Raw genomic sequence first — 21543 nt, forward strand, 5'->3', positions numbered from 1 at the left:
CGGAGCCTTCGGTTCAAGCTGCTGGATCCGCACCCGCGTGGCGAACGCAGGCCGCGTGCGAATCCGGGGTGCCGGTCGGGAGCGGATGAGAGAGGGCCCGCTCTGGGTCCTTCCGGCGGCGGGATCCACGAGGGATCCGGTCAGATCAAAGAAGAGGTTCAGCCCTTGAGGGACGCGACCTTGGAAGCAAGCGCCGACTTCTTGTTGGCGGCCTGGTTCTTGTGGATGACGCCCTTCGAGACGGCCTTGTCGAGCGCACGCGACGCGGCGCGCTGGTACTCGGTGGCCTTCTCGACGTCACCCGCGGCAGCGGCCTCACGGGCCTTGCGGATCGCGGTCTTCAGGGAGGACTTGACGGCCTTGTTGCGCAGCCGGGCCTTCTCGTTGGTCTTGATCCGCTTGATCTGGGACTTGATGTTCGCCACGAATGAGCCTTTTCAGGTTCTGGTACGAGGCCGCACGGAAGCCGCGCGGACTTGATACCGGGTGATTTTCTTGGGGTGTGCCTCGCGCTGAGAGGGCATGAGACACAGCCACCCAGGCTACCAGTGGGCCGGAGGATGGCCCAAACCAGCTCCAGGTCGCCGCCCGTGGGACCATGGAACCTACGTATCGATCCGACCCGAGGCATAAGGCGCCTCAAGAGACAGGACCCTGCGTGCCCGCGACCCCTAACAATGTGCCCGAGCCGAGCCGTACCGACCCGGCTCTGATCCGCAACTTCTGCATCATCGCGCACATCGACCACGGCAAGTCCACGCTCGCCGACCGGATGCTCCAGCTGACCGGTGTGGTCGAGCAGCGGCAGATGCGTGCTCAGTACCTCGACCGGATGGACATCGAGCGCGAGCGCGGCATCACGATCAAGTCCCAGGCGGTGCGTCTGCCGTGGGCTCCCACCCACGAACCCGGCAACACGCACATCCTCAACATGATCGACACCCCGGGGCACGTCGACTTCACGTACGAGGTCTCGCGGTCGCTCGCCGCCTGCGAGGGGACCATCCTCCTCGTCGACGCCGCCCAGGGCATCGAGGCCCAGACCCTCGCCAACCTCTACCTGGCGATGGAGAACGACCTCACGATCATCCCCGTACTGAACAAGATCGACCTGCCGGCCGCGCAGCCCGAGAAGTTCGCCGAGGAGCTCGCGAACCTGGTCGGCTGCGAGCCGAGCGACGTGCTGCGGGTCTCCGCCAAGACCGGCGTCGGTGTCGACGCGCTGCTCGACAAGGTGGTCAAGGAGATCCCCGCGCCGGTCGGCGTCAAGGACGCCCCCGCCCGCGCGATGATCTTCGACTCGGTCTACGACTCCTACCGCGGTGTCGTGACGTACGTCCGTGTCATCGACGGCCAGCTCAACAAGCGCGAGCGCATCAGGATGATGTCGACGGGCGCCACCCACGAGCTGCTGGAGATCGGCACCAACTCGCCCGAGATGCTGGGCGCCGACGGCCTCGGCGTCGGTGAGGTGGGTTACCTCATCACCGGTGTGAAGGACGTCCGCCAGTCCAAGGTCGGTGACACCGTCACCAGCCAGCAGAAGGGCGCCACCGAGGCGCTCGGCGGATACAAGGACCCGAAGCCGATGGTCTTCTCCGGTCTGTATCCGCTGGACGGCTCCGACTACCCCGAGCTGCGCGAGGCCCTCGACAAGCTCCAGCTGAACGACGCCGCGCTCGTCTACGAGCCGGAGACCTCCGCCGCCCTCGGCTTCGGCTTCCGCGTCGGCTTCCTCGGCCTGCTCCACCTCGACGTGATCCGCGAGCGCCTGGAGCGCGAGTTCGGCCTCGACCTGATCGCCACCGCGCCCAACGTGGTCTACCGGGTCGTGATGGAGGACGGCAGCGAGCACACCGTCACCAACCCGAGCGAGTTCCCCGAGGGCAAGATCAACGACGTGTACGAGCCCGTCGTACGCGCCACGATCCTCGCGCCCACCGAGTTCATCGGCTCGATCATGGAGCTGTGCCAGACCCGGCGCGGCACCCTGCTCGGCATGGACTACCTCTCCGAGGACCGGGTCGAGATCCGCTACACCCTGCCGCTCGCGGAGATCGTCTTCGACTTCTTCGACCAGCTGAAGTCGAAGACGCGTGGTTACGCCTCGCTCGACTACGAGCCCACCGGTGAGCAGACCTCCAGCCTGGTCAAGGTCGACATCCTGCTGCACGGCGACAAGGTGGACGCCTTCTCGGCGATCACCCACAAGGACCAGGCGTACGCGTACGGCGTGCGGCTCGTCGCCAAGCTCAAGGAGCTGATCCCGCGGCAGGCCTTCGAGGTGCCGGTCCAGGCCGCCATCGGCTCCCGGGTCATCGCCCGCGAGACCATCCGCGCCATCCGCAAGGACGTCCTCGCCAAGTGCTACGGCGGTGACATCTCCCGTAAGCGGAAGCTGCTGGAGAAGCAGAAGGAAGGCAAGAAGCGGATGAAGATGGTGGGTTCGGTGGAGGTTCCGCAGGAGGCCTTCATCGCCGTACTGAGCAGCGATGACAGCGCGGGGTCGGCCAAGGGCAAGAAGTAACCGCCGGTAACAGAGCGTTGCCTGGCAAATCGCCGCAACAGGGGCCCGTCGTGCGAAAGTGCGGCGGGCCCCTACGCGTGCGTAACGTCGCTGTCTGTAGGAAGTGACAGGCCGCGGACCCTTACGCGGTGGCCTGTCGACCTTTACTCTGATCCCTGCTCGATAGTTACTCGCGAGTTAAACAACAGCTCGCATGTGAAAACCGCCGTAATGAGCCGGATGCAATGCCGGCTGTTGAGCCAGCCGCACTGTCGCGGGCCCGGAGGATGTCGTGAGCGACACACAGACACTGATCGAGAACCGTCCGCCGAGCGTGGCGACTCTCTTCCTGGAGCGCGTGGTGGCCACGCCGGACGCCGAGGCATACCGCTATCCGGTGCCGTCGGCCTCGGGTGAGGGCCCGGACGACTGGAGGTCGCTGAGCTGGGGGCAGGCCGCCGAGCGGGTCTACGCGATCGCGGCCGGGCTCATCGAGCTGGGCGTCCAGGCCGAGCAGCGGGTGGCCCTCGCCTCCTCGACCCGGATCGAGTGGATCCTCGCCGACCTCGGCATCATGTGCGCCGGAGCCGCCACGACCACGATCTACCCGCAGACCAACGCCGAAGAGTCGGCGTTCATCCTCTCCGACTCCGAGAGCCGGGTGCTGATCGCCGAGGACGCGGCCCAGCTGGCCAAGGCCGTCGAGAAGCGCGCCGAGCTGCCGAACCTCACGCACGTCGTGGTCGTCGACCCGGCCGGTGTCGAGACCGCCGACTGGATCCTCACCCTCGACGAGCTGGAGGCCCGTGGCGCGGCCCGGCTGGAGAAGGACCCCGACCTGATCAAGGAGCGGGTCGGCGCGATCACCAAGGACCAGCTCGCCACCCTCATCTACACCTCCGGCACCACCGGCCGCCCGAAGGGCGTGCGCCTGCCGCACGACAACTGGGCGTACATGGCCAAGGCGATCGCCGCGACCGGGCTGATCAGCGGCGAGGACGTGCAGTACCTGTGGCTGCCGCTCGCGCACGTCTTCGGCAAGGTGCTCACCTCCGGGCAGATCGAGGTCGGACACGTCACCGCCGTCGACGGCCGCGTCGACAAGATCATCGAGAATCTGCCGGTCGTGCAGCCGACGTACATGGCCGCCGTGCCGCGCATCTTCGAGAAGGTCTACAACGGGGTCGCCGCCAAGGCCCGCGCGGGCGGCGGCGCCAAGTACAAGATCTTCCAGTGGGCCGCCGAGGTCGCCCGCGAGTACGCCAAGGTCTCCCAGGACAACTTCCGCCGCACCGGCGCCCACTCGGTGCCGTTCGGGCTCGGCGCCAAGCACAAGGTCGCCGACGCGCTGGTGTACGCCAAGATCCGCGAGGCCTTCGGCGGCAACCTGCGCGCCTGTGTGTCCGGCAGCGCCGCCCTCGCGCCGGAGATCGGCTACTTCTTCGCCGGCGCCGGCATCCACATCCTGGAGGGCTACGGCCTCACCGAGTCCTCGGCCGCGTCCTTCGTGAACCCCGGCGAGGCCTATCGCACCGGCACGGTCGGCAAGCCGCTGCCCGGCACCGAGGTGCGCATCGCGGACGACGGCGAGATCCTGCTGCGCGGCCCCGGCATCATGGAGGGCTACCACGGGCTGCCCGACAAGACCGCCGAGGTGCTGGAGGCCGACGGCTGGTTCCACACCGGTGACATCGGCGAGCTGTCGCCCGACGGCTACCTGCGCATCACCGACCGCAAGAAGGACCTCATCAAGACGTCCGGCGGCAAGTACATCGCGCCCGCCGAGGTCGAGGGGCAGTTCAAGGCGGTGTGCCCGTACGTGTCCAACATCCTGGTGCACGGGGCCGACCGGAACTTCTGCACGGCGCTCATCGCGCTGGACGAGGTCGCGATCCTCGGGTGGGCCGAGGAGAACGGGCTCGGCGGCAAGTCCTACGCGGACGTTGTGGCTGCGCCGGAGACCGTGGCGATGGTCGACGGGTACGTCAAGAAGCTCAACGAGGGGCTTCAGAAGTGGCAGACCATCAAGAAGTTCCGGCTGCTGCCTCGGGATCTCGATGTGGAGCATGGGGAGATCACGCCGAGTCTTAAGTTGAAGCGGCCGGTTGTGGAGCGGGAGTACAAGGGGCTCATCGAGGAGATGTACGCCGGGACGCGGGAGGCGTAGCGCAGTAGGGGAGGGGTGGCGGGGGACCGCTGGCGGCTGACAGTCCGTTGTGGCTGGTCGCGCAGTTCCCCGCGCCCCTTCAGGTCGGGACGCGCGCCCTCAGCCGATGAGCCGGCGTATCTCCTTGACCTGTGCGCGCAGGGCCGTCAGGTCCGGCGCGGTGTCGTCCGAGAGCTGTTCCTCCAAGGCCGCCAGCTGGGTGCTCAGCTCCCGGCTGTGGACGTGCTCGCGGCTCAGCAGGTGTTCCAGCTGCCTGGTCTTGCGGTACAGGTCCAGGAACACCGTCACCTTCGCGCGCAGGACCCACGGATCGAACGGCTTGGTCAGGTAGTCCGCGGCGCCCGTCGCATAGCCGCGGAAGGCGTAGCCCGGCTCGTCGTCCGCGCCGGTCAGGAAGATGATCGGGACGTCCTTGGTCTGATCGAGCCGTTTGATGTTCGTGGCCGTTTCGAAGCCGTCCATGCCCGGCATGCGGACGTCGAGCAGGACCAGGGCGAAGCGTTGGCGCAGCAGCGCCTTCATCGCCTCCTCGCCCGAACGCGCGCGGACGAGCGGCTCGTTGAGGGACCCCAGGACGGCCTCCAGCGCGATCAGGTTGTCCTCCATGTCGTCGACCAGGAGGATGCCGGCACGCTCGTCGGTCGTTGCCTCAGCGCTCATGATGACTGTGCCTCATTCAGTCTGTGTCTTCTCCGGTCCCACCGGCTCGTCCGTTCCCTCGGGGTCCAGGAGGGAACAGACGACGGTCAGCAGCTGATCCACGTCCACCGGCTTCGGTACGTAGTCGTTGGCGCCCCGCGCGATGGACTTCTCCCGGTCCCCCGGCATGGCCTTCGCGGTCAGCGCGACAATGGGCAGGTCCGCCCAGCGCGGCGTGCGGCGGATGGCGGAGATCGTCTCGTAGCCGTCCATCTCCGGCATCATGATGTCCATCAGGACGAGTTCGACTTCCGGGTTCCGCTCCAGCGTCTCGATGCCCTCGCGGCCGTTCTCCGCATACAGGACCGGCATGCCGACCCGGCCCAGGACATGGGTGAGCGCGAAGACGTTGCGGATGTCGTCGTCCACGATCAGCACCCGCCGGCCCGGGAGCACCCGGCCCGGCCGGCCCGTCTGCCACGTCTCCAGCTTGGTCGGGGTCGGCCAGCTCTCGTCCGCGTCGTGGGCGGACGGGAGGGCCTCGGCCGACAGCTGCTCCGGCACCGGCAGCGGACGGTCCTCGGGGACCGGGCCGGTGGCGGCGTGACCGGGGCTGGTGACCGGGACGTACAGCGTGAACGTGGAGCCCTTGCCGGGTTCGCTCTCGGCGACGATACGGCCGCCCAGCAGGCCGGCGATCTCCCGGCTGATGGACAGGCCGAGACCCGTGCCGCCGTACTTGCGGTTGGTGGTGCCGTCGGCCTGCTGGAACGCCTCGAAGATCACCGGGAGTTTCTCCGAGGCGATGCCGATGCCGGTGTCGGACACCGCGAACGCGATCACCTCGTCGCTCTCGCGGACTCCCCCACTCTCGACTTCGCTCGAGCGGGGGGACCCCCATCGGTGCTGGGGGTCCTTCACCCGGTTCACCCGCAGCTCCACCTTGCCGGACGCGGTGAACTTGATCGCGTTGGACAGCAGGTTGCGCAGGATCTGCTGCAGCCGCTGCTCGTCCGAGTACATCTCGCGCGGCACGTCCTCGCCGACCGACACCTCGAAGGCGAGCCCCCGGTCCAGGGTGAGGGGGCGGAAGGTGGCGTGGACGTAGTCCAGCAGCTTGATGAGCGGCAGCCTCTTCGGGCGTACGTCCATCCGGCCGGCCTCGATCTTCGACAGGTCCAGGATGTCGTTGATCAGTTGCAGGAGGTCCGAGCCCGACCGGTGGATCGTCGTCGCGAACTGGACCTCCTGGTCGGAGAGATGGCCGTCCGGGTTGTCCGACAGCAGCCGCGCCAGGATCAGCAGTGAGTTCAAAGGCGTCCGCAGCTCGTGCGACATGTTCGCCAGGAACTCCGACTTGTACTGGGAGGACGTCGCGAGCAGGGCCGCCTTCTCCTCCAGTTCCGCGTTCGAGCGCTGCAACTCCGCCTGCTGCTTCTGGAGTTCGTCCGACCGCTCCTGGAGCTGCATCGCCAGGCGCTGGGACTCGCCGAGCAGGGACTCCGTACGGGAGTTGGCGATGATCGTGTTGATCGCGACGGCGATGGTGTTCACGAACTGGTCGAAGAACGCCAGATGCACGTCGGAGAAGCGGGAGAAGGACGCCAGCTCGATCACGCCGAGGAGCTTGTCCTCGAAGAGGATCGGGATGATGACGACGCTCGTGGGGGCCGCCTCGCCGAGACCGCTGTTGATCTTGATGTAGTCCGGCGGGGCCTCCTCGACGAGGATCCGCTTCTTCTCGCGGGCCGCCTGCCGGACCAGGCCGTGCACCGGAAGGCCGCCGGTCTCGATGGTCGTGCCCTGGGCGGAGCCGTACCCGGCGATGAAGGCGAGCCCCTTCGCCGGAACGGTGGTGCGCAGCGAGGCGCCCTCCTCGTCCGGGTCGGCCAGGAAGAACGCGCCGTACTGGGCGTTGACCAGCGGGGTGAGCTCGCGCAGCAGCAGGTCGGCGACCTCCATCAGGTCACGGTGGCCCTGCATCAGGGCGGCGAGGCGGGCCAGATTGGACTCCAGCCAGTCCTTGGCGCGGGTCGTCTCGCGGAGGTTGGCCACCATCAGGTTGATGTTGTCCTTCAGCTCGGCGACCTCGCCCTGTGTCTCCACCGTGATCGAGCGGGACATGTCGCCCTGCGCCACGGCGGAGGCGACCTCGGCGATCGCGCGGACCTGGGTGGTCAGGTTCGACGCGAGTTCGTTCACGTTCGTCGTCAGGCGCTTCCAGGTGCCGTACACGCCCTCCACCCGCGCCTGGCCGCCGAGCCGGCCCTCGGAGCCCACCTCGCGGGCTACGCGGGTGACCTCGGAGGAGAAGGAGGAGAGCGTGTCGACCATGGTGTTGATGGCGGTCTTCAGCTCCAGGATCTCGCCGCGGGCGTCCACGTCGATCTTCTTGGAGAGGTCGCCGTTGGCGACGGCGGTGGTGACCTGGGCGATGTTGCGGACCTGGGAGGTCAGGTTGTCCGCCATGTAGTTCACGTTGTCGGTGAGGTCGCGCCAGACGCCGGAGACGCCCAGCACCTGGGCCCGGCCGCCCAGTCGGCCGTCGGTGCCGACCTCGCGGGCCACGCGGGTGACCTCGTCGGCGAAGGCGCGCAGCTGCTCCACCATCGTGTTGACGGTGTCCTTCAGTTCGAGGATCTCGCCGCGGGCGTCGACGGTGATCTTCTTGGAGAGGTCGCCGTTGGCGACGGCGGTGGTGACCTGGGCGATGTTGCGGACCTGGGAGGTCAGGTTCAGCGCCATGAAGTTGACGTTGTCGGTGAGGTCCTTCCAGACGCCGCTGACGCCCCGCACCTGGGCCTGACCGCCCAGGTTGCCCTCGGTGCCGACCTCGCGGGCGACCCTCGTCACCTCGTCGGCGAAGGCCGAGAGCTGGTCCACCATCGTGTTGATGGTCGACTTCAGCTCCAGGATCTCGCCCTTCGCCTCGACCGTGATCTTCTTGCCGAGGTCGCCCTGGGCCACGGCGGTGGAGACGAGGGCGATGTTGCGGACCTGGGAGGTCAGGTTGTCCGCCATGAAGTTGACGTTGTCGGTGAGGTCCTTCCAGACGCCCGAGACGCCGCGCACCTGAGCCCGGCCGCCGAGGTTGCCCTCGGTGCCGACCTCGCGGGCGACCCTCGTCACCTCGTCGGCGAAGGCCGAGAGCTGGTCCACCATGGTGTTGATGGTCGACTTGAGTTCGAGGATCTCGCCCTGGGCGTCGACGGTGATCTTCTGACTCAGGTCGCCGTTGGCGACGGCGGTGGTGACCTGGGCGATGTTGCGGACCTGGGAGGTCAGGTTCGACGCCATGAAGTTGACGTTGTCGGTGAGGTCCTTCCACACGCCGGAGACCCCGCGGACCTGGGCGCGTCCGCCGAGCTGCCCCTCGGTGCCCACCTCGCGGGCGACCCTCGTCACCTCGTCGGCGAAGGCCGAGAGCTGGTCGACCATCGTGTTGACGGTCAGTTTGAGTTCGAGCAGCTCGCCGGTCGCCTCGACGGTGACCGTACGGGTGAGGTCGCCGCGGGCCACCGCCGTGGTCACCAGGGCGATGTCACGCACCTGGGCCGTCAGCCGGGACGCCATGGTGTTGACGGCCTCCGTCACATCCCGCCAACTGCCGGACAGCCCCTGCACCTTGGCGCGGCCACCGAGCCGGCCCTCGGTGCCGACCTCGCGGGCGACCCGCGTCACCTCGCCGGTGAACAGGGAGAGCTGGTCGACCATCTTGTTCACGGCCCGGCCGAGGCGGCGCAGGTCGCCGCGTAACTGGCGACTGCCGTCGTGCAGATCGACCCGCTGGGTGAGGTCGCCGCCGGCCACCGCGTCCAGCACGCGTGTCGCGTTGGCCGCCGGGGCCACCAAGGCGTCGAGCAGCTGGTTGACGTCGCTGACCCGGGTCGTCCAGTCACCCGGCCCCGGGCTCGCCGAGAGCCGCTCGTCGAGCCTGCCGTGCCGCACCAACTCCCGTTTGACCCGCTGCACTTCCCGGTTGAAGTGCGTGCTGCGGTCCATGATCTGGTTGAAGACCGCCGTCAGTTCCGCCACCACTCCCTCGCCGGCCTCCGGGAGCCTGCGGAAGTCGCCGTCGCGGGCAGCGGTCATCGCGGCAAGCAGCGGACGCAGTTCGGATGCTCGAATTTGACCGTCTTTCTGTCCGTCTTCGAGCACACGCGTAGCACGGTTCTCACTCATGGCGGCCCACTTCGGTAACTCGGTGCTTATGGGCGTGGCCAGTCTGTCACTCTGTCGGCGTCGACCGAGGCGTATTCGTCCGAACCGTTCGGGGAGCTGTCCATGGGGGCCATTCCGGTGCAACGGGAGACCGTTACCCGTGCCTCTGATGTGCCTGCGCCGGGGGGCGTGCGCGCCGAGACCCGCACCACCCTGCCCGGCAGCGCCCTCTCCCCGGGCTCCGCCCGCACCCTCGTGCGCAACGCCCTCACCGAATGGGCCGCCTCCGGGCTCCCCGGCACCGAACGCCTCACCGACCGGCTCGTCGACGACGCCGTCGTGGCCGTCAGCGAGCTCGTCACCAACGCCGTCGTGCACGCCGGCACCGATGTCGAGCTCACCTGCCGGCTGGAGGAGGACACCGGCGCCCTCCTCGTCGAGGTGCTGGACCACCACCCCTCGCGCGCCCCGCGCGACGGCGAGGTCGACGCGCCGTACGAGACACCGGAGTACGGCCGCGGCCTGCGGCTGGTGTCCCGGCTCGCCGAGTCCTGGGGCGTCACCTACCGCACCGGCGCCAAGACCGTGTGGGCGCGGCTGCCCGCCGAGGACCCCGTGGGGGCCAGGGACGACATCGAGGCGTACGCCGAGGAGCGTGCGCTGGAGCGCGGGTTGCGCGTCGCCGAGATCCTCGCGCCGGAGCCGCCGCCGCTTCCGGCGGCTCCCGCGGGGCCGGCTTCACTCGATCCGGGGGATCCTTCGGCGCCCGCGCACCACGACGACCGTTCCGCGCCGCTCGGGTACGGGGACATCGTCCAGGAGCCGGGATCTCCGGAGCGCCCAGAGCACCCGGAGCACCCGGAGCACCTGGGGCATCCAGAGCACCTAGGGCACCCAGAGCCCCTGGAGCCCCTGGATCACCTGGGGCGCCTAGGACATCTCGGACACCAGGCACGCCAGGCACACCCGGCACACCCGGCGTATCCCCACCGCCCCGGGCACGAGAGGGACTGGCTCAACCGGGGTGCCCTCTCCTTCCTCGCCGAGGCCTCCGACCTGCTCGCCGGACAGCTCGACGAGAACCTGGTTGCCGCGCTGGCCGGCCAGCTGATCGTGCCTCGGCTGGCGGACTGGTGCGCCGTGTGGCTGGAGGACGAGGTCGCCGGGCGCTGGGGGTACCCCCTGTCCGGCGAGCCCGGAGGCTGGGGCGAGCGGCCGGTGGACGGCGCCGCGGGAGCCGGGCCCCGGCTCGCCCGCGTCTGGCACGGCTCCGAGAACCTCATCGAGGAACTCCGCCGCGCCCTGGAGAAGGAGCCACCGCTTCCCCCCGACCACCACCGCACCGGCCCGGTCCCGTATCCCTGGCCCGGTGAGGCGCTCGGCGAACGCGGGGTCCGCGGCACCGCGCTCGCGTACCGCCTGATCGCGGGTGGGCGCCCGCTGGGCACGCTGGTCATCGGCCGGGCCGGCCTCGACCGCTTCCCCGACGAGGTCACCGGGCTCGTCGAGGACCTCAGCCGCCGGGTGGCCCTCGCCATCGGCGCGGCCCGCCAGTACGCCCGGCAGGTCACCATCAGCCGGGTCCTGCAACGCGGACTGCTGCCCGGCGCGGTCGCGAAGATCCCGGGGGTGGCCAGCGCCCTGGTGTACGAGCCGTGCGACAAGGGCGGTCCGAGCGGCGACTTCTACGACCTCTTCCCGGCCGGCGACGGCCGCTGGTGCTTCGCCATCGGCGACGTCCAGGGCAAGGGCCCCGAGGCGGCCGTGGTGATCGGCATCGCACGCCCCTGGCTGCGGCTGCTCGCCCGGGAGGGCTACCGCGTCGCCGACGTCCTCGACCGCCTCAACCAGCTCCTCCTGGACGACGCCACGGAGGCCGCCGACGCCGCCGCCCGGGCACTGGTCGGTCCGGCCCCGCCCGGTGACGGCCCGCAGACCCGCTTCCTGTCCTTGCTGTACGGCGAACTGACGCCCTTCGACGGAGGCATCCGCTGCACCCTCGCCTCCGCAGGGCACCCCCTGCCGCTCCTGCTCGGCGCCGGCGGCGAGGTCCACACCGCCGCGCAGCCCCAGACCCTGCTCGGGGTCGTCGAGGACGCGACATACACGAGCGAGACCTTCGAGCTGCGCTCCGGCGACACCCTGCTGTGCGTGACCGACGGGGTGACCGAGCGGCGCAGCGGCTCCCGCCAGTTCGACGACGGCGACGGCCTCGCCACCGCGCTCGCCGGGTGCGCGGGCCTGAACGCCGAGCTGATCGCGGAACGCATCCGCAGACTGGTCCACGAGTTCGGCGGCCGCCCACCGGAGGACGACCTCGCGCTGCTGGTGCTGCAGGCCGAGTAGCGGGGGCCGTAGGGGCGCGCGGGGCGATTTCGGGGAGTTCCGGTTGCGTGGCGCGGTCGGCGGGCACGCCCGGTCCGCGCATGGCGGGCGGCCGCCGTGCGCCTCAGTTCCGTCGCCCCCGAGTTTGGAGGGGTACGCGCGCGTGGCGGCGGTCTGGGAGCACGCGCGCGTGCCGGTTTCTGGGGGGGGGGGGGGGACTCGTGGGTGGTCTCCGGGGAGTATGCGCGCGGCCTGACATACGTGCCTGAGTCGGCGTGCGCGCGGGTGGCGGGGTTCATGGCGCGTACGCGCGCGTGGCGCCGGTTTCGGGGGAGTTCCGGCGGGTGGCGCGGTGGGCGGGCGAGGCTCGGTCCGGGCATAGCGGGCGGCCGCCGTGCGCCTCAGTTCCGTCGCCCCCGAGTTTCGACGGGTACGTGCGCGTGGCGGCGGTCTGGGAGCACGCGCGCGTGCCGGTTTCTTGGGGGGGACTCGTGGGTGGTCTCCGGGGAGTATGCGCGCGGCCTGACGTACGTGCCTGAGTCGGCGTGCTCCGGGCATGGCGGGCGGGCGCCGTGCGCCTCAGTTTCGGCGCCCCCGAACGTCCGGGGGAGTGCGCGCGCGGCCTGACATACGTGCCTGAGTCGGCGTGCTCCGGGCATGGCGGGCGGTCGCCGTGCGCCTCAGTTTCGGCGCCCCCGAACGTCCGGGGGAGTGCGCGCGGCCTGACATCCGTGCCCGAGTCGCCGTACGCGCGCGTGCTGGACAATAGAACCCATGCCTTCCGCACTCCCCGACGGCGAGCCCGTCCCCGCCGACGGCGCGTTGCCCGTGCACGCGCTCGCCGGGTCCGCCGACCGACCCCTCGGCTTCTATCTGCACGTCCCGTACTGCGCGACCCGCTGCGGCTACTGCGACTTCAACACCTACACGGCGACCGAACTGCGCGGCACGGGCGGAGTGCTGGCGTCCCGCGACAACTACGCCGAGACCCTCGTCGACGAGATCCGCCTCGCCCGCAAGGTCCTCGGCGACGACCCGCGCGAGGTCCGCACGGTCTTCGTGGGCGGCGGTACGCCCACCCTGCTGGCCGCCGGCGATCTCGTACGGATGCTCGGGGCGATCCGCGACGAGTTCGGGCTGGCGCCGGACGCGGAGATCACGACCGAGGCCAACCCGGAGTCGGTGGACCCGGCGTATCTGGCCACCCTCCGCCAGGGCGGCTTCAACCGGATCTCCTTCGGCATGCAGAGCGCGAAGCAGCATGTGCTGAGGGTCCTGGACCGTACGCACACGCCGGGCCGTCCGGAGGCGTGCGTGGCGGAGGCCCGTGCGGCCGGTTTCGAGCATGTGAACCTGGACCTGATCTACGGCACGCCGGGGGAGTCCGACGACGACTGGCGGGCCTCGCTGGAGGCGGCGCTCGGCGCGGGGCCGGACCACATCAGCGCGTATGCCCTGATCGTCGAGGAGGGCACGCAGCTGGCCCGCCGTATCCGTCGCGGCGAGGTGCCGATGACGGACGACGACGTGCACGCGGACCGGTACCTGATCGCGGAGTCGGCGCTGTCGGAGGCGGGCTTCGAGTGGTACGAGGTCTCGAATTGGGCCACGTCGGAGGCCGGGCGGTGCCTGCACAACGAGCTGTACTGGCGGGGCGCGGACTGGTGGGGTGCGGGTCCTGGAGCGCACTCGCACGTGGGCGGAGTGCGCTGGTGGAACGTCAAGCATCCGGGGGCGTACGCGGCGGCACTGGCGGAGGGGCGGTCGCCGGGGGCTGGGCGTGAGCTGCTGTCCGAGGAGGACAGGAGGGTCGAGCGGATCCTGCTGGAGCTGCGGCTTCGAGAGGGGGCGCCCTTGGAACTGCTGCGGGAGGAGGGGCTTGCGGCTTCTCGGCGGGCGCTGGCGGATGGGCTGCTGCAGGAGGGGCCGTATGCGGAGGGGCGTGCGGTGCTGACGTTGCGGGGGCGGTTGCTGGCGGATGCGGTGGTGCGGGATCTGGTGGACTGATCACTCGGGTGGGTGAATCGGTGCGGGAGGCCGGTTCGGTCCCTAACCTGATTCGTACGCTGCCCCCGTAAGCGACGGTGGCAGAAACCGGAGGGCTGCGGAGATGACCGCTGTGGACGACCGACCGATGACCACCGACATCGTGAAGTTCTTCGAGAACTTTGAGGTTCCCGAGGGATTCAAAGTCGAGCTCCTCCGGGGGGAAATCGTGATGATGGCGGGGCCGGACGTGGCCCACAACGACATCGTGGAGGCGGTTGTGGACCAGATCCCCCGCCAGCGCTGGCGGCGGCTCCAGACCCAGGACATCGCCATCCTTGAGGAGACGAGTGAGCCGCAGCCGGACCTTGTGGTGCTTGAGCGGGGCACCGGACCAGGTCAGGGAAGGCTGATGCCGTCCGAGGTCATCACGATGCTCGTAGAGGTCGTTTCCAAGACGAGCGTAGACCGCGACTACGGAGTCAAGCGCTCGATCTACGCAGCGGCGAAGGTACCCGCGTACTTGATCATCGATCCCATCATGGCGCAGTGCGTACTGCTTACTGAACCGACGGGCCACGGCGAGAACGCGGACTATCGCCGTCAGCGGATCACCAAGTTCGGCGACCTCACGCCGTTGGAGCCCATCAACATCGAACTGGACACCAGCGAATTCGCCACCTACGAGAAGGTCAGGCCCCACCGCTATCCGTGACGAAGTCGATCAGCTCCTCCACCCGCCCCAACAACTCCGGCTCCAGGTCCTTGTAAGACCCCACCCGCCCCAGAATCGCCTGCCACACCGCCCCGGTGTTCTCCGACGGCCACCCCAGCGCCCGGCACACCCCCGTCTTCCAGTCCTCCCCGCGCGGCACCCGCGGCCACCCCGGGATCCCCAGTGACGACGGCTTCACCGCCTCCCAGATGTCGATGTACGGGTGGCCCACGACCAGGGCGTGCTCACTCGTCACCGCCTGCGCGATCCGCCACTCCTTCGTGCCCGGCACGAGGTGGTCGACCAGCACCCCCAGCCGCGCGTCAGGCCCCGGGGCGAAGTCGGCCACGATCGACGGCAGGTCGTCGACGCCCTCCAGGTACTCCACCACCACGCCCTCGACGCGCAGGTCGTCGCCCCACACCTTCTCGACCAGCTCGGCGTCGTGGCGGCCCTCCACGTAGATACGGCCGGCGCGGGCCACGCGCGCGCGTGCGCCGGGAACGGCGACCGAACCGGATGCCGTACGGGTGGGACGTACCGGAGCCGCGCCCGACGGGCGTACGAGGGTCACCACCTTCCCCTCCAGCAGGAAGCCGCGCGGCTCCAGCGGGAACACCCGGTGCTTGCCGAAGCGGTCCTCCAGCGTGACCGTGCCGGCCTCGCAGCGGATCACCGCGCCGCAGAAACCGGTGCCGGGCTCCTCCACCACGAGGCCCGGTTCCGCCGGGACCTCGGGGACGGGCTTGGGCTTCTTCCAGGGCGGGGTCAGGTCGGCGGAGTACTGGCGCATTCGAGTGACGATAGGAGAAGCCCGGTCGTCATGGAGCGCAGATCAGTGCGACACGCCGAAGCGGGCGGCCAGGGCGTCGCGCTGGCGCCGTACGAACTCCGCGTCCACCACCGCTCCGTGACCGGGCACGTACAGCGCGTCCTCGCCGCCCAGGTCCAGCAGGCGGTCGAGGGCGGCCGGCCAGTGGGACGGTACGGCGTCGGGGCCGGCCTGCGGTTCGCCGGACTCCTCCACCAGGTCGCCGCAGAAGACCACCTCCCGGTCGCCGGGGACCGCGCCCGGCACGAGCACCACCAGGTCGTGGGCCGTGTGCGCCGGACCCACGTTCGCCAGCAGGACCTGACGGCCGCCGTCCAGGTCGAGGGTCCACTCGCCGCTCACCTGGTGGCTGGGGCGGATCAGGGCGTCCACGGCCTCCTCCGCCGACGCCGGGTCCAGGCCGTTGCCCACCGCGTCCGCGCGCAGCTCCTCGCGCGCGTGCCGCGCCTCGACCACCGTGTCCATGCCCACCGCACCGAAGATCTCCGCCCCCGCGAACGCCGCCGACCCGAAGACATGATCGAAGTGGGGATGCGTCAGCGCGAGATGAGTCACACCGTGACCCGCGAGCCACTGCGCCTGCGTACGCAACCGCGCGCCCTCCGCGAGGCTCGACCCGGCGTCGACGACCAACGCGGTGCCGTCCCCGACGACCAGCCCCGCCGTGCAGTCCCACCCCGGAAGCCGGCACCGGCCGACCCCGGCCGCCAGCCGCTCCCATCCCAGCTCTTCCCAAGTCACCGTCATACCGCGACGCTAGCCAAGACAGCATGTCCGGGCACGGCGGTACCGGACCGGCCTTGCCCGGGGCGTACCCCACCGCCGTACACTGGCCGGGGACGGCTGGCACTCGGGCGGACAGAGTGCCAGGCAAGGTGCGAACGGAACGACCTCTGGAGGTGTGCGCGGGATGCTGAGTGAACGCAGGCTTCAGGTGTTGCGCGCCATCGTCCAGGACTACGTCGGGACGGAGGAGCCGGTCGGCTCCAAGGCGCTCACCGAGCGGCACAACCTCGGCGTCTCGCCGGCGACCGTCCGCAACGACATGGCGGCCCTGGAGGACGAGGGCTACATCGCCCAGCCGCACACCAGCGCCGGCCGGATCCCGACCGACAAGGGCTACCGGCTGTTCGTCGACAAGCTCGCCGGCGTCAAGCCGATGAGCCCGCCGGAGCGGCGCGCCATCCAGAACTTCCTGGAAGGCGCCGTAGACCTCGATGACGTGGTGGCCCGGACCGTACGGCTGCTCGCGCAGCTCACGCGGCAGGTCGCCGTCGTGCAGTACCCGTCGCTGACCCGGTCCACCGTCCGGCACGTCGAGCTGCTCTCGCTCGCACCCGCGCGCGTGATGCTCGTGCTGATCACGGACACCGGCCGGGTCGAGCAGCGGATGATCGACTGCCCGGCACCCTTCGGCGAGACCTCGCTCGCGGATCTACGCGCGCGGCTCAACAGCCGGGTCGCGGGTCGGCGCTTCACCGATGTGCCGATGCTCGTCGAGGATCTCCCCGAGGCCTTCGACCTGGAGGACCGCGGCACCGTCTCGACCGTGCTCTCCACCCTCCTGGAGACGCTCGTCGAGGAGAACGAGGAGCGGCTGATGATCGGCGGCACCGCCAATCTCACCCGCTTCGGACATGACTTCCCCCTCACCATCCGCCCCGTCCTGGAGGCACTGGAGGAGCAGGTCGTGCTCCTCAAGTTGCTGGGCGAGGCGAAGGATCCGGGCATGACCGTGCGCATCGGCCACGAGAACGCCCATGAGGGACTCAACTCCACGTCCGTGGTGTCGGTCGGCTACGGTTCGGGCGGCGAGGCAGTCGCCAAGCTCGGCGTGGTCGGACCGACCCGCATGGATTACCCGGGAACGATGGGAGCGGTACGCGCAGTGGCACGGTACGTCGGACAGATCCTGGCGGAGTCGTAAGTGGCCACGGACTACTACGCCGTTCTCGGCGTGCGTCGCGACGCGTCGCAGGAAGAGATCAAGAAGGCCTTCCGGCGGCTCGCCCGCGAGCTGCACCCGGACGTCAACCCCGATCCGAAGACCCAGGAGCGGTTCAAGGAGATCAACGCCGCTTACGAGGTGTTGTCGGACCCGCAGAAGAAGCAGGTCTACGACCTCGGCGGCGACCCGCTGTCCCAGGCGGGCGGCGCGGGGGCCGGCGGCTTCGGCGCGGGCGGCTTCGGGAACTTCTCGGACATCATGGACGCGTTCTTCGGTACGGCGTCCCAGCGCGGTCCGCGCTCGCGCACCCGGCGCGGCCAGGACGCGATGATCCGGCTGGAGATCGAGCTCGACGAGGCGGCCTTCGGCACGACGAAGGACATCCAGGTCGACACAGCGGTCGTCTGCAACACCTGCAACGGTGAGGGGGCTGCCCCCGGCACCTCCGCGCAGACGTGTGACATGTGCCGCGGTCGCGGTGAGGTGTCGCAGGTGACGCGGTCCTTCCTGGGCCAGGTCATGACCTCGCGGCCGTGTCCGCAGTGCCAGGGCTTCGGGACGGTCGTGCCGACGCCGTGCCCCGAGTGTGCGGGGGACGGGCGCGTACGGTCCCGTCGGACCCTGACCGTCAAGATCCCGGCCGGTGTCGACAACGGCACGCGGATCCAGCTGGCCGGTGAGGGCGAGGTCGGGCCCGGTGGCGGGCCCGCCGGTGACCTGTACGTCGAGATCCACGAGGTCGCGCACCCCACCTTCCAGCGGCGCGGCGACGACCTGCACTGCACGGTGACGATCCCGATGACCGCGGCGGCTCTCGGTACGAAGGTGCCGCTGGAGACGCTGGACGGGCTGGAGGAGGTCGACATCCGGCCGGGCACGCAGTCCGGGCAGTCTATTCCGCTGCACGGGCGCGGTGTGACGCATCTGCGGGGTGGCGGGCGCGGTGACCTCATCGTGCACGTCGAGGTGACGACGCCGACCAAGCTCGACCCGGAGCAGGAGCGGCTGCTGCGGGAGCTGGCCAAGCTGCGGGGTGAGGAGCGGCCGCAGGGGCAGTTCCAGCCGGGGCAGCAGGGGTTGTTCTCGCGGCTGAAGGACGCGTTCAACGGTCGCTGACGGTACAGCCGTCGGCGCGAGGAACGCGTGGCCCGCGGCAAGGGGAAGGGCCGATTCGGACTTGTTCGGGGGACGTGACAACATGCCGTCATGTCCTCCGCACTGACCGATCTCTTTCCCCACCCGATCGTGCAGGCCCCCATGGCAGGCGGCGTCTCCGTGCCGCAGCTCGCCGCTGCCGTGTCCGACGCAGGTGGGCTGGGGTTTCTCGCCGCCGGGTACAAGACCGCCGACGGGATGTACCAGGAGATCAAGCAGCTGCGGGGGCTGACCGGCCGCCCCTTCGGGGTCAACCTGTTCATGCCGCAGCCGGAGTATGCCGACCCCGCCGCCGTCGACGTGTACGCCCATCAGCTGGCCGGCGAGGCCGGCTGGTACGACACCGAGCTGGGGGACCCGGACAGCGGGCGGGACGACGGGTACGAGGCCAAGCTCGCCGTACTGCTCGACAACCCGGTGCCGGTCGTCTCCTTCCACTTCGGCGTGCCCAGCAGTGACGTGCTGGAGTCCCTCCGGCGTGCCGGAACCTTCACCCTCGTCACCGCCACCACCCCCGACGAGGCCCTCGCCGTGCAGCGGGCCGGTGCCGACGCGGTGATCGTGCAGGGCGTCGAGGCGGGCGGGCACCAAGGGACGCACCGCGACACCCCCGAGACCGACGGCACCGGCATCGGGCTGCTGTCGCTCGTCGCCCAGGTCCGCGAGACCGTGAGCCTGCCCCTGGTCGCCGCCGGCGGCATCATGCGCGGCAGCCAGATCGCCGCCGCCCTCGCCGCCGGCGCCAGTGCCGCCCAGCTCGGGACCGCCTTCCTCGCCACCCCGGAGTCCGGCGCCAACGCCCTGCACAAGCAGGCGCTGACCAACCCCCTGTTCGTACGGACCGAGCTGACGCGCGCGTTCTCCGGGCGGCCCGCTCGGGGTCTCGTCAACCGCTTCATGCGCGAGCACGGGCCCTACGCCCCCGCCGCCTACCCCGAGATCCACCACCTCACCTCGCCTCTGCGCAAGAAGGCCGCCGCGTCCGGCGACGCGCAGGGCATGGCCCTGTGGGCCGGGCAGGGGCACCGGATGGCCCGTGAACTGCCCGCGGGACAGCTGGTGGAGGTGCTGGCCGCCGAGCTGGACGCGGCGGCGACAGCGTTGTCCGCCTTTCCCCACGGGGGTGCGGGGCGATGACGGCACCCGTTTTCCTGGTCGAGCACCTCGACGCCGGCCGCGGCGGGCGGTACGTCCTCGACGGGCCCGAGGGGCGGCACGCCGTCTCCGTCAAGCGGCTCAGGCCCGGGGAGAGTGTCGTCCTCACGGACGGCGACGGTCGCTGGGCCGAGTGCGAGGTCGTCGACACCGAGGGCAAGGACCGGCTGATCGTGGACATGGGGCCGGTCGCCGAGGAACCCCCGGAGTCGCCCCGTATCACCGTCGTCCAGGCCCTTCCCAAGGGCGACCGCGGCGAGCTCGCCGTCGAGACGATGACCGAGACCGGCGTCGACGCGATCGTGCCCTGGGCGGCCGCCCGGTGCATCACCCAGTGGAAGGGCGAGCGCGGCGCGAAGGCCCTCGGCAAGTGGCGGGCCACCGCCCGTGAGGCCGGCAAGCAGTCCCGGCGCGTGCGCTTCCCGGAGGTCGCGGACGCCGCCACGACCAAACAGGTTGCGGCACTTCTCGCCAAAGCCGACTTCGCCGCCGTACTCCACGAGAGCGGTGACGAGCCGCTGGCCACCGTCGACCTCCCCGCCGAGGGAGAGATCGTGCTCGTCGTCGGGCCCGAAGGGGGCGTGTCCCCCGAGGAGTTGGCGTTGTTCGAGGAGGCGGGGGCGAAGGCGTACGTCCTCGGCCGTACCGTGCTGCGTACGTCGACCGCCGGGACCGCCGCGGCCGCAGTGCTCCTCGCCCGCACCGGGCGCTGGTCCTGACACCGGAGGGGACACCTTGGAACTCGCACAAGTCCGGCTGCTCGTCAGCGACTTCGCCGCCTGCTACCGCTTCTACGCCGAAGTGCTCGGCCTCAAGCCCCAGTCGGGGGCGGAGAGCGGGCCGTACGAGAAGTTCAGCCCCACGGCCGGCTCGGCGGGCATCGCCCTCCAGGACCGGGCCATGATGGCCGAGGTCCTGGGCGAGCTCGGTGACGAGGCCACCGGCCATCGCTCCCTGGTGGTGCTGCGCGTGGACGACCTGGACGCCTACTGCGAGCAGATCACCTCCCGCGGCGCCACCCTCCTGCACGGCCCCGCACCCATGACCGACCGGATGCGGGTCGCCCACCTCAAGGACCCGGAGGGGAACCTGGTGGAACTGCAGGAGTGGCTGCTGCTGCGCGGCTGAGGACGGCGTCGAACAGCTCCCAGCCGTCCAACTCCCCGGGTCCGTTCAGGTCGAGCAGCTTCCCGGGGCCGGTCGCCACACCTTCCAGCGCCAGGTCGAGGCCGCAGTCGGCGGTCCTTCCGCAACGGTCCTCCGGTCAGGGTCGGTCGGGCGACCTCGACGGTGACGTAAGTGGGCCGGGAGTGGCCGTATGCGCTCTACCGCGGCGGCCGGGACGGTGGCAGGCTGCCCTCCATGGGGGCGTTCAGGAGCATTTGGGGCCGCACGCGAGTGACGCGTGCGGCAGGCGTGGCGGGGCTCGCCGTGGTCGCCGTCGGCGGGGCGGTCGCCTGTGATCCGGGCGGGTTGAACAGTGCGACCGTGGCGTTCACGACCGACCAGACGGTGACCAAGGAGCTGGAGCGGCAGAAGGCCGACGTGCAGTGGCTCAACTGCACGGGCTCGTACGAGGGCGGCAAGGGCGGCACCGCCGCCCCGACGGCGACCGAGAACACCGTGGTCAAGGTCGACTGCGAGGGCGAGACCAAGGACGGCAAGGACATCACCGTCACCGGCAGGATCACCCGGGCCGTCAGCGGCTCCTGCGTGCGCGGCGACCTCGTCGCCAAGGTCGGCGGCAAGGAGTGGTTCCACGTGAACGGGCTGGGCAACTGCAATGCCACGCCCTCACCCGTCAACCCGGGCGGCGGCGGGCAGCAGCCGGGGCCCACCGTCACGGTCACCGTCACCAGGACCGTCTACTGCAAGGAGCACCCGAACTGCTGGCCGGAGGGCAAGTGAGCGCATCCGGAGGGGAGTTGGGCAAGTGATCCAAAGGCCTGTCCCT

16 protein-coding genes are annotated in these 21543 nt (G+C 70.2%); 11 read left to right on the top strand and 5 right to left on the bottom strand.

The genetic code is table 11. The features are described 5' to 3' along the window. Window positions 1-158: 158 nt before the first annotated feature. On the bottom strand, window positions 159-425 hold the full coding sequence (gene rpsT, locus ACIBU0_RS43125) for a 30S ribosomal protein S20 (RefSeq protein WP_398830056.1): 267 nt from the start codon (window positions 423-425) through the stop codon (window positions 159-161). Between the two features lie 233 nt (window positions 426-658). Here rpsT and lepA point away from each other — a divergent pair, with 233 nt between their 5' ends. Together lepA and ACIBU0_RS43135 are read left to right on the top strand one after the other, a co-directional pair. Then, window positions 659-2527 carry a translation elongation factor 4 gene (lepA, locus tag ACIBU0_RS43130; RefSeq protein WP_398830058.1) on the top strand — a complete coding sequence of 623 codons (1869 nt, stop codon included), beginning with the start codon at window positions 659-661 and terminating at the stop codon, window positions 2525-2527. 271 nt (window positions 2528-2798) lie between these two features. Then, the gene (locus tag ACIBU0_RS43135) at window positions 2799-4673 is read left to right on the top strand and encodes an AMP-dependent synthetase/ligase (protein ID WP_398830061.1); all 1875 of its coding nucleotides are present in this window, start codon (window positions 2799-2801) and stop codon (window positions 4671-4673) included. A 99-nt stretch (window positions 4674-4772) separates the two neighbouring features. On the opposite strand, the gene ACIBU0_RS43140 is transcribed toward ACIBU0_RS43135, so the two are convergent. Both ACIBU0_RS43140 and ACIBU0_RS43145 read right to left on the bottom strand, forming a co-directional pair. Further along, a complete protein-coding gene (locus tag ACIBU0_RS43140; RefSeq protein WP_398830064.1) occupies window positions 4773-5333 on the bottom strand; it encodes a two-component system response regulator in 561 nt (186 codons plus the stop codon). Window positions 5334-5345: 12 nt separating this feature from the next. Beyond that, entirely contained in the window at window positions 5346-9494 is a 4149-nt protein-coding gene (locus tag ACIBU0_RS43145) for a HAMP domain-containing protein (protein ID WP_398830067.1), read from the bottom strand. Window positions 9495-9596: 102 nt separating this feature from the next. On the opposite strand from ACIBU0_RS43145, the gene ACIBU0_RS43150 reads away from it, so the two are divergent. The 3 genes from ACIBU0_RS43150 to ACIBU0_RS43160 all read left to right on the top strand — a co-directional run bounded on the left by ACIBU0_RS43150 (window position 9597) and on the right by ACIBU0_RS43160 (window position 14499). Beyond that, entirely contained in the window at window positions 9597-11819 is a 2223-nt protein-coding gene (locus tag ACIBU0_RS43150) for a SpoIIE family protein phosphatase (RefSeq protein WP_398830069.1), read from the top strand. Window positions 11820-12572: 753 nt separating this feature from the next. Next, window positions 12573-13805 (top strand): radical SAM family heme chaperone HemW, encoded by a 1233-nt coding sequence (hemW, locus tag ACIBU0_RS43155; RefSeq protein WP_398830072.1) that lies wholly within the window; start codon window positions 12573-12575, stop codon window positions 13803-13805. Window positions 13806-13908: 103 nt separating this feature from the next. Beyond that, window positions 13909-14499, top strand: a complete 591-nt coding sequence (locus tag ACIBU0_RS43160) for a Uma2 family endonuclease (protein WP_398830074.1) — start codon at window positions 13909-13911, stop codon at window positions 14497-14499. Here the strand turns inward: ACIBU0_RS43160 and ACIBU0_RS43165 are convergent. Together ACIBU0_RS43165 and ACIBU0_RS43170 are read right to left on the bottom strand one after the other, a co-directional pair. Next, entirely contained in the window at window positions 14477-15292 is an 816-nt protein-coding gene (locus ACIBU0_RS43165) for a DUF3097 domain-containing protein (protein WP_398830077.1), read from the bottom strand. The two genes, ACIBU0_RS43160 and ACIBU0_RS43165, sit on opposite strands and share 23 nt — an antisense overlap. Window positions 15293-15334: 42 nt before the next feature. Beyond that, entirely contained in the window at window positions 15335-16078 is a 744-nt protein-coding gene (locus ACIBU0_RS43170) for an MBL fold metallo-hydrolase (protein WP_398830079.1), read from the bottom strand. A 163-nt stretch (window positions 16079-16241) separates the two neighbouring features. On the opposite strand from ACIBU0_RS43170, the gene hrcA reads away from it, so the two are divergent. The 6 genes from hrcA (at window position 16242) to ACIBU0_RS43200 (ending at window position 21497) form a co-directional block, all read left to right on the top strand. After that, a complete protein-coding gene (hrcA, locus tag ACIBU0_RS43175) occupies window positions 16242-17258 on the top strand; it encodes a heat-inducible transcriptional repressor HrcA (protein WP_398830082.1) in 1017 nt (338 codons plus the stop codon). Beyond that, window positions 17259-18395 (top strand): molecular chaperone DnaJ, encoded by a 1137-nt coding sequence (dnaJ, locus tag ACIBU0_RS43180; RefSeq protein ID WP_398830084.1) that lies wholly within the window; start codon window positions 17259-17261, stop codon window positions 18393-18395. Between the two features lie 90 nt (window positions 18396-18485). After that, a complete protein-coding gene (locus ACIBU0_RS43185; protein WP_398830086.1) occupies window positions 18486-19571 on the top strand; it encodes a nitronate monooxygenase in 1086 nt (361 codons plus the stop codon). Next, window positions 19568-20308: a 16S rRNA (uracil(1498)-N(3))-methyltransferase gene (locus tag ACIBU0_RS43190; protein WP_398830088.1), complete on the top strand. Its 741-nt coding sequence runs from the start codon at window positions 19568-19570 to the stop codon at window positions 20306-20308. The genes ACIBU0_RS43185 and ACIBU0_RS43190 overlap by 4 nt, the downstream gene beginning before the upstream one ends. Before the next feature lie 16 nt (window positions 20309-20324). Beyond that, window positions 20325-20717 carry a VOC family protein gene (locus tag ACIBU0_RS43195; RefSeq protein WP_398830090.1) on the top strand — a complete coding sequence of 131 codons (393 nt, stop codon included), beginning with the start codon at window positions 20325-20327 and terminating at the stop codon, window positions 20715-20717. A 234-nt stretch (window positions 20718-20951) separates the two neighbouring features. Continuing rightward, the gene (locus tag ACIBU0_RS43200; protein WP_398830165.1) at window positions 20952-21497 is read left to right on the top strand and encodes a hypothetical protein; all 546 of its coding nucleotides are present in this window, start codon (window positions 20952-20954) and stop codon (window positions 21495-21497) included. The last annotated feature ends 46 nt before the right edge of the window (window positions 21498-21543 follow it).

It is taken from the genome of Streptomyces sp. NPDC049627 (assembly GCF_044465645.1).
Classification (GTDB): Bacteria; Actinomycetota; Actinomycetes; order Streptomycetales; family Streptomycetaceae; genus Streptomyces.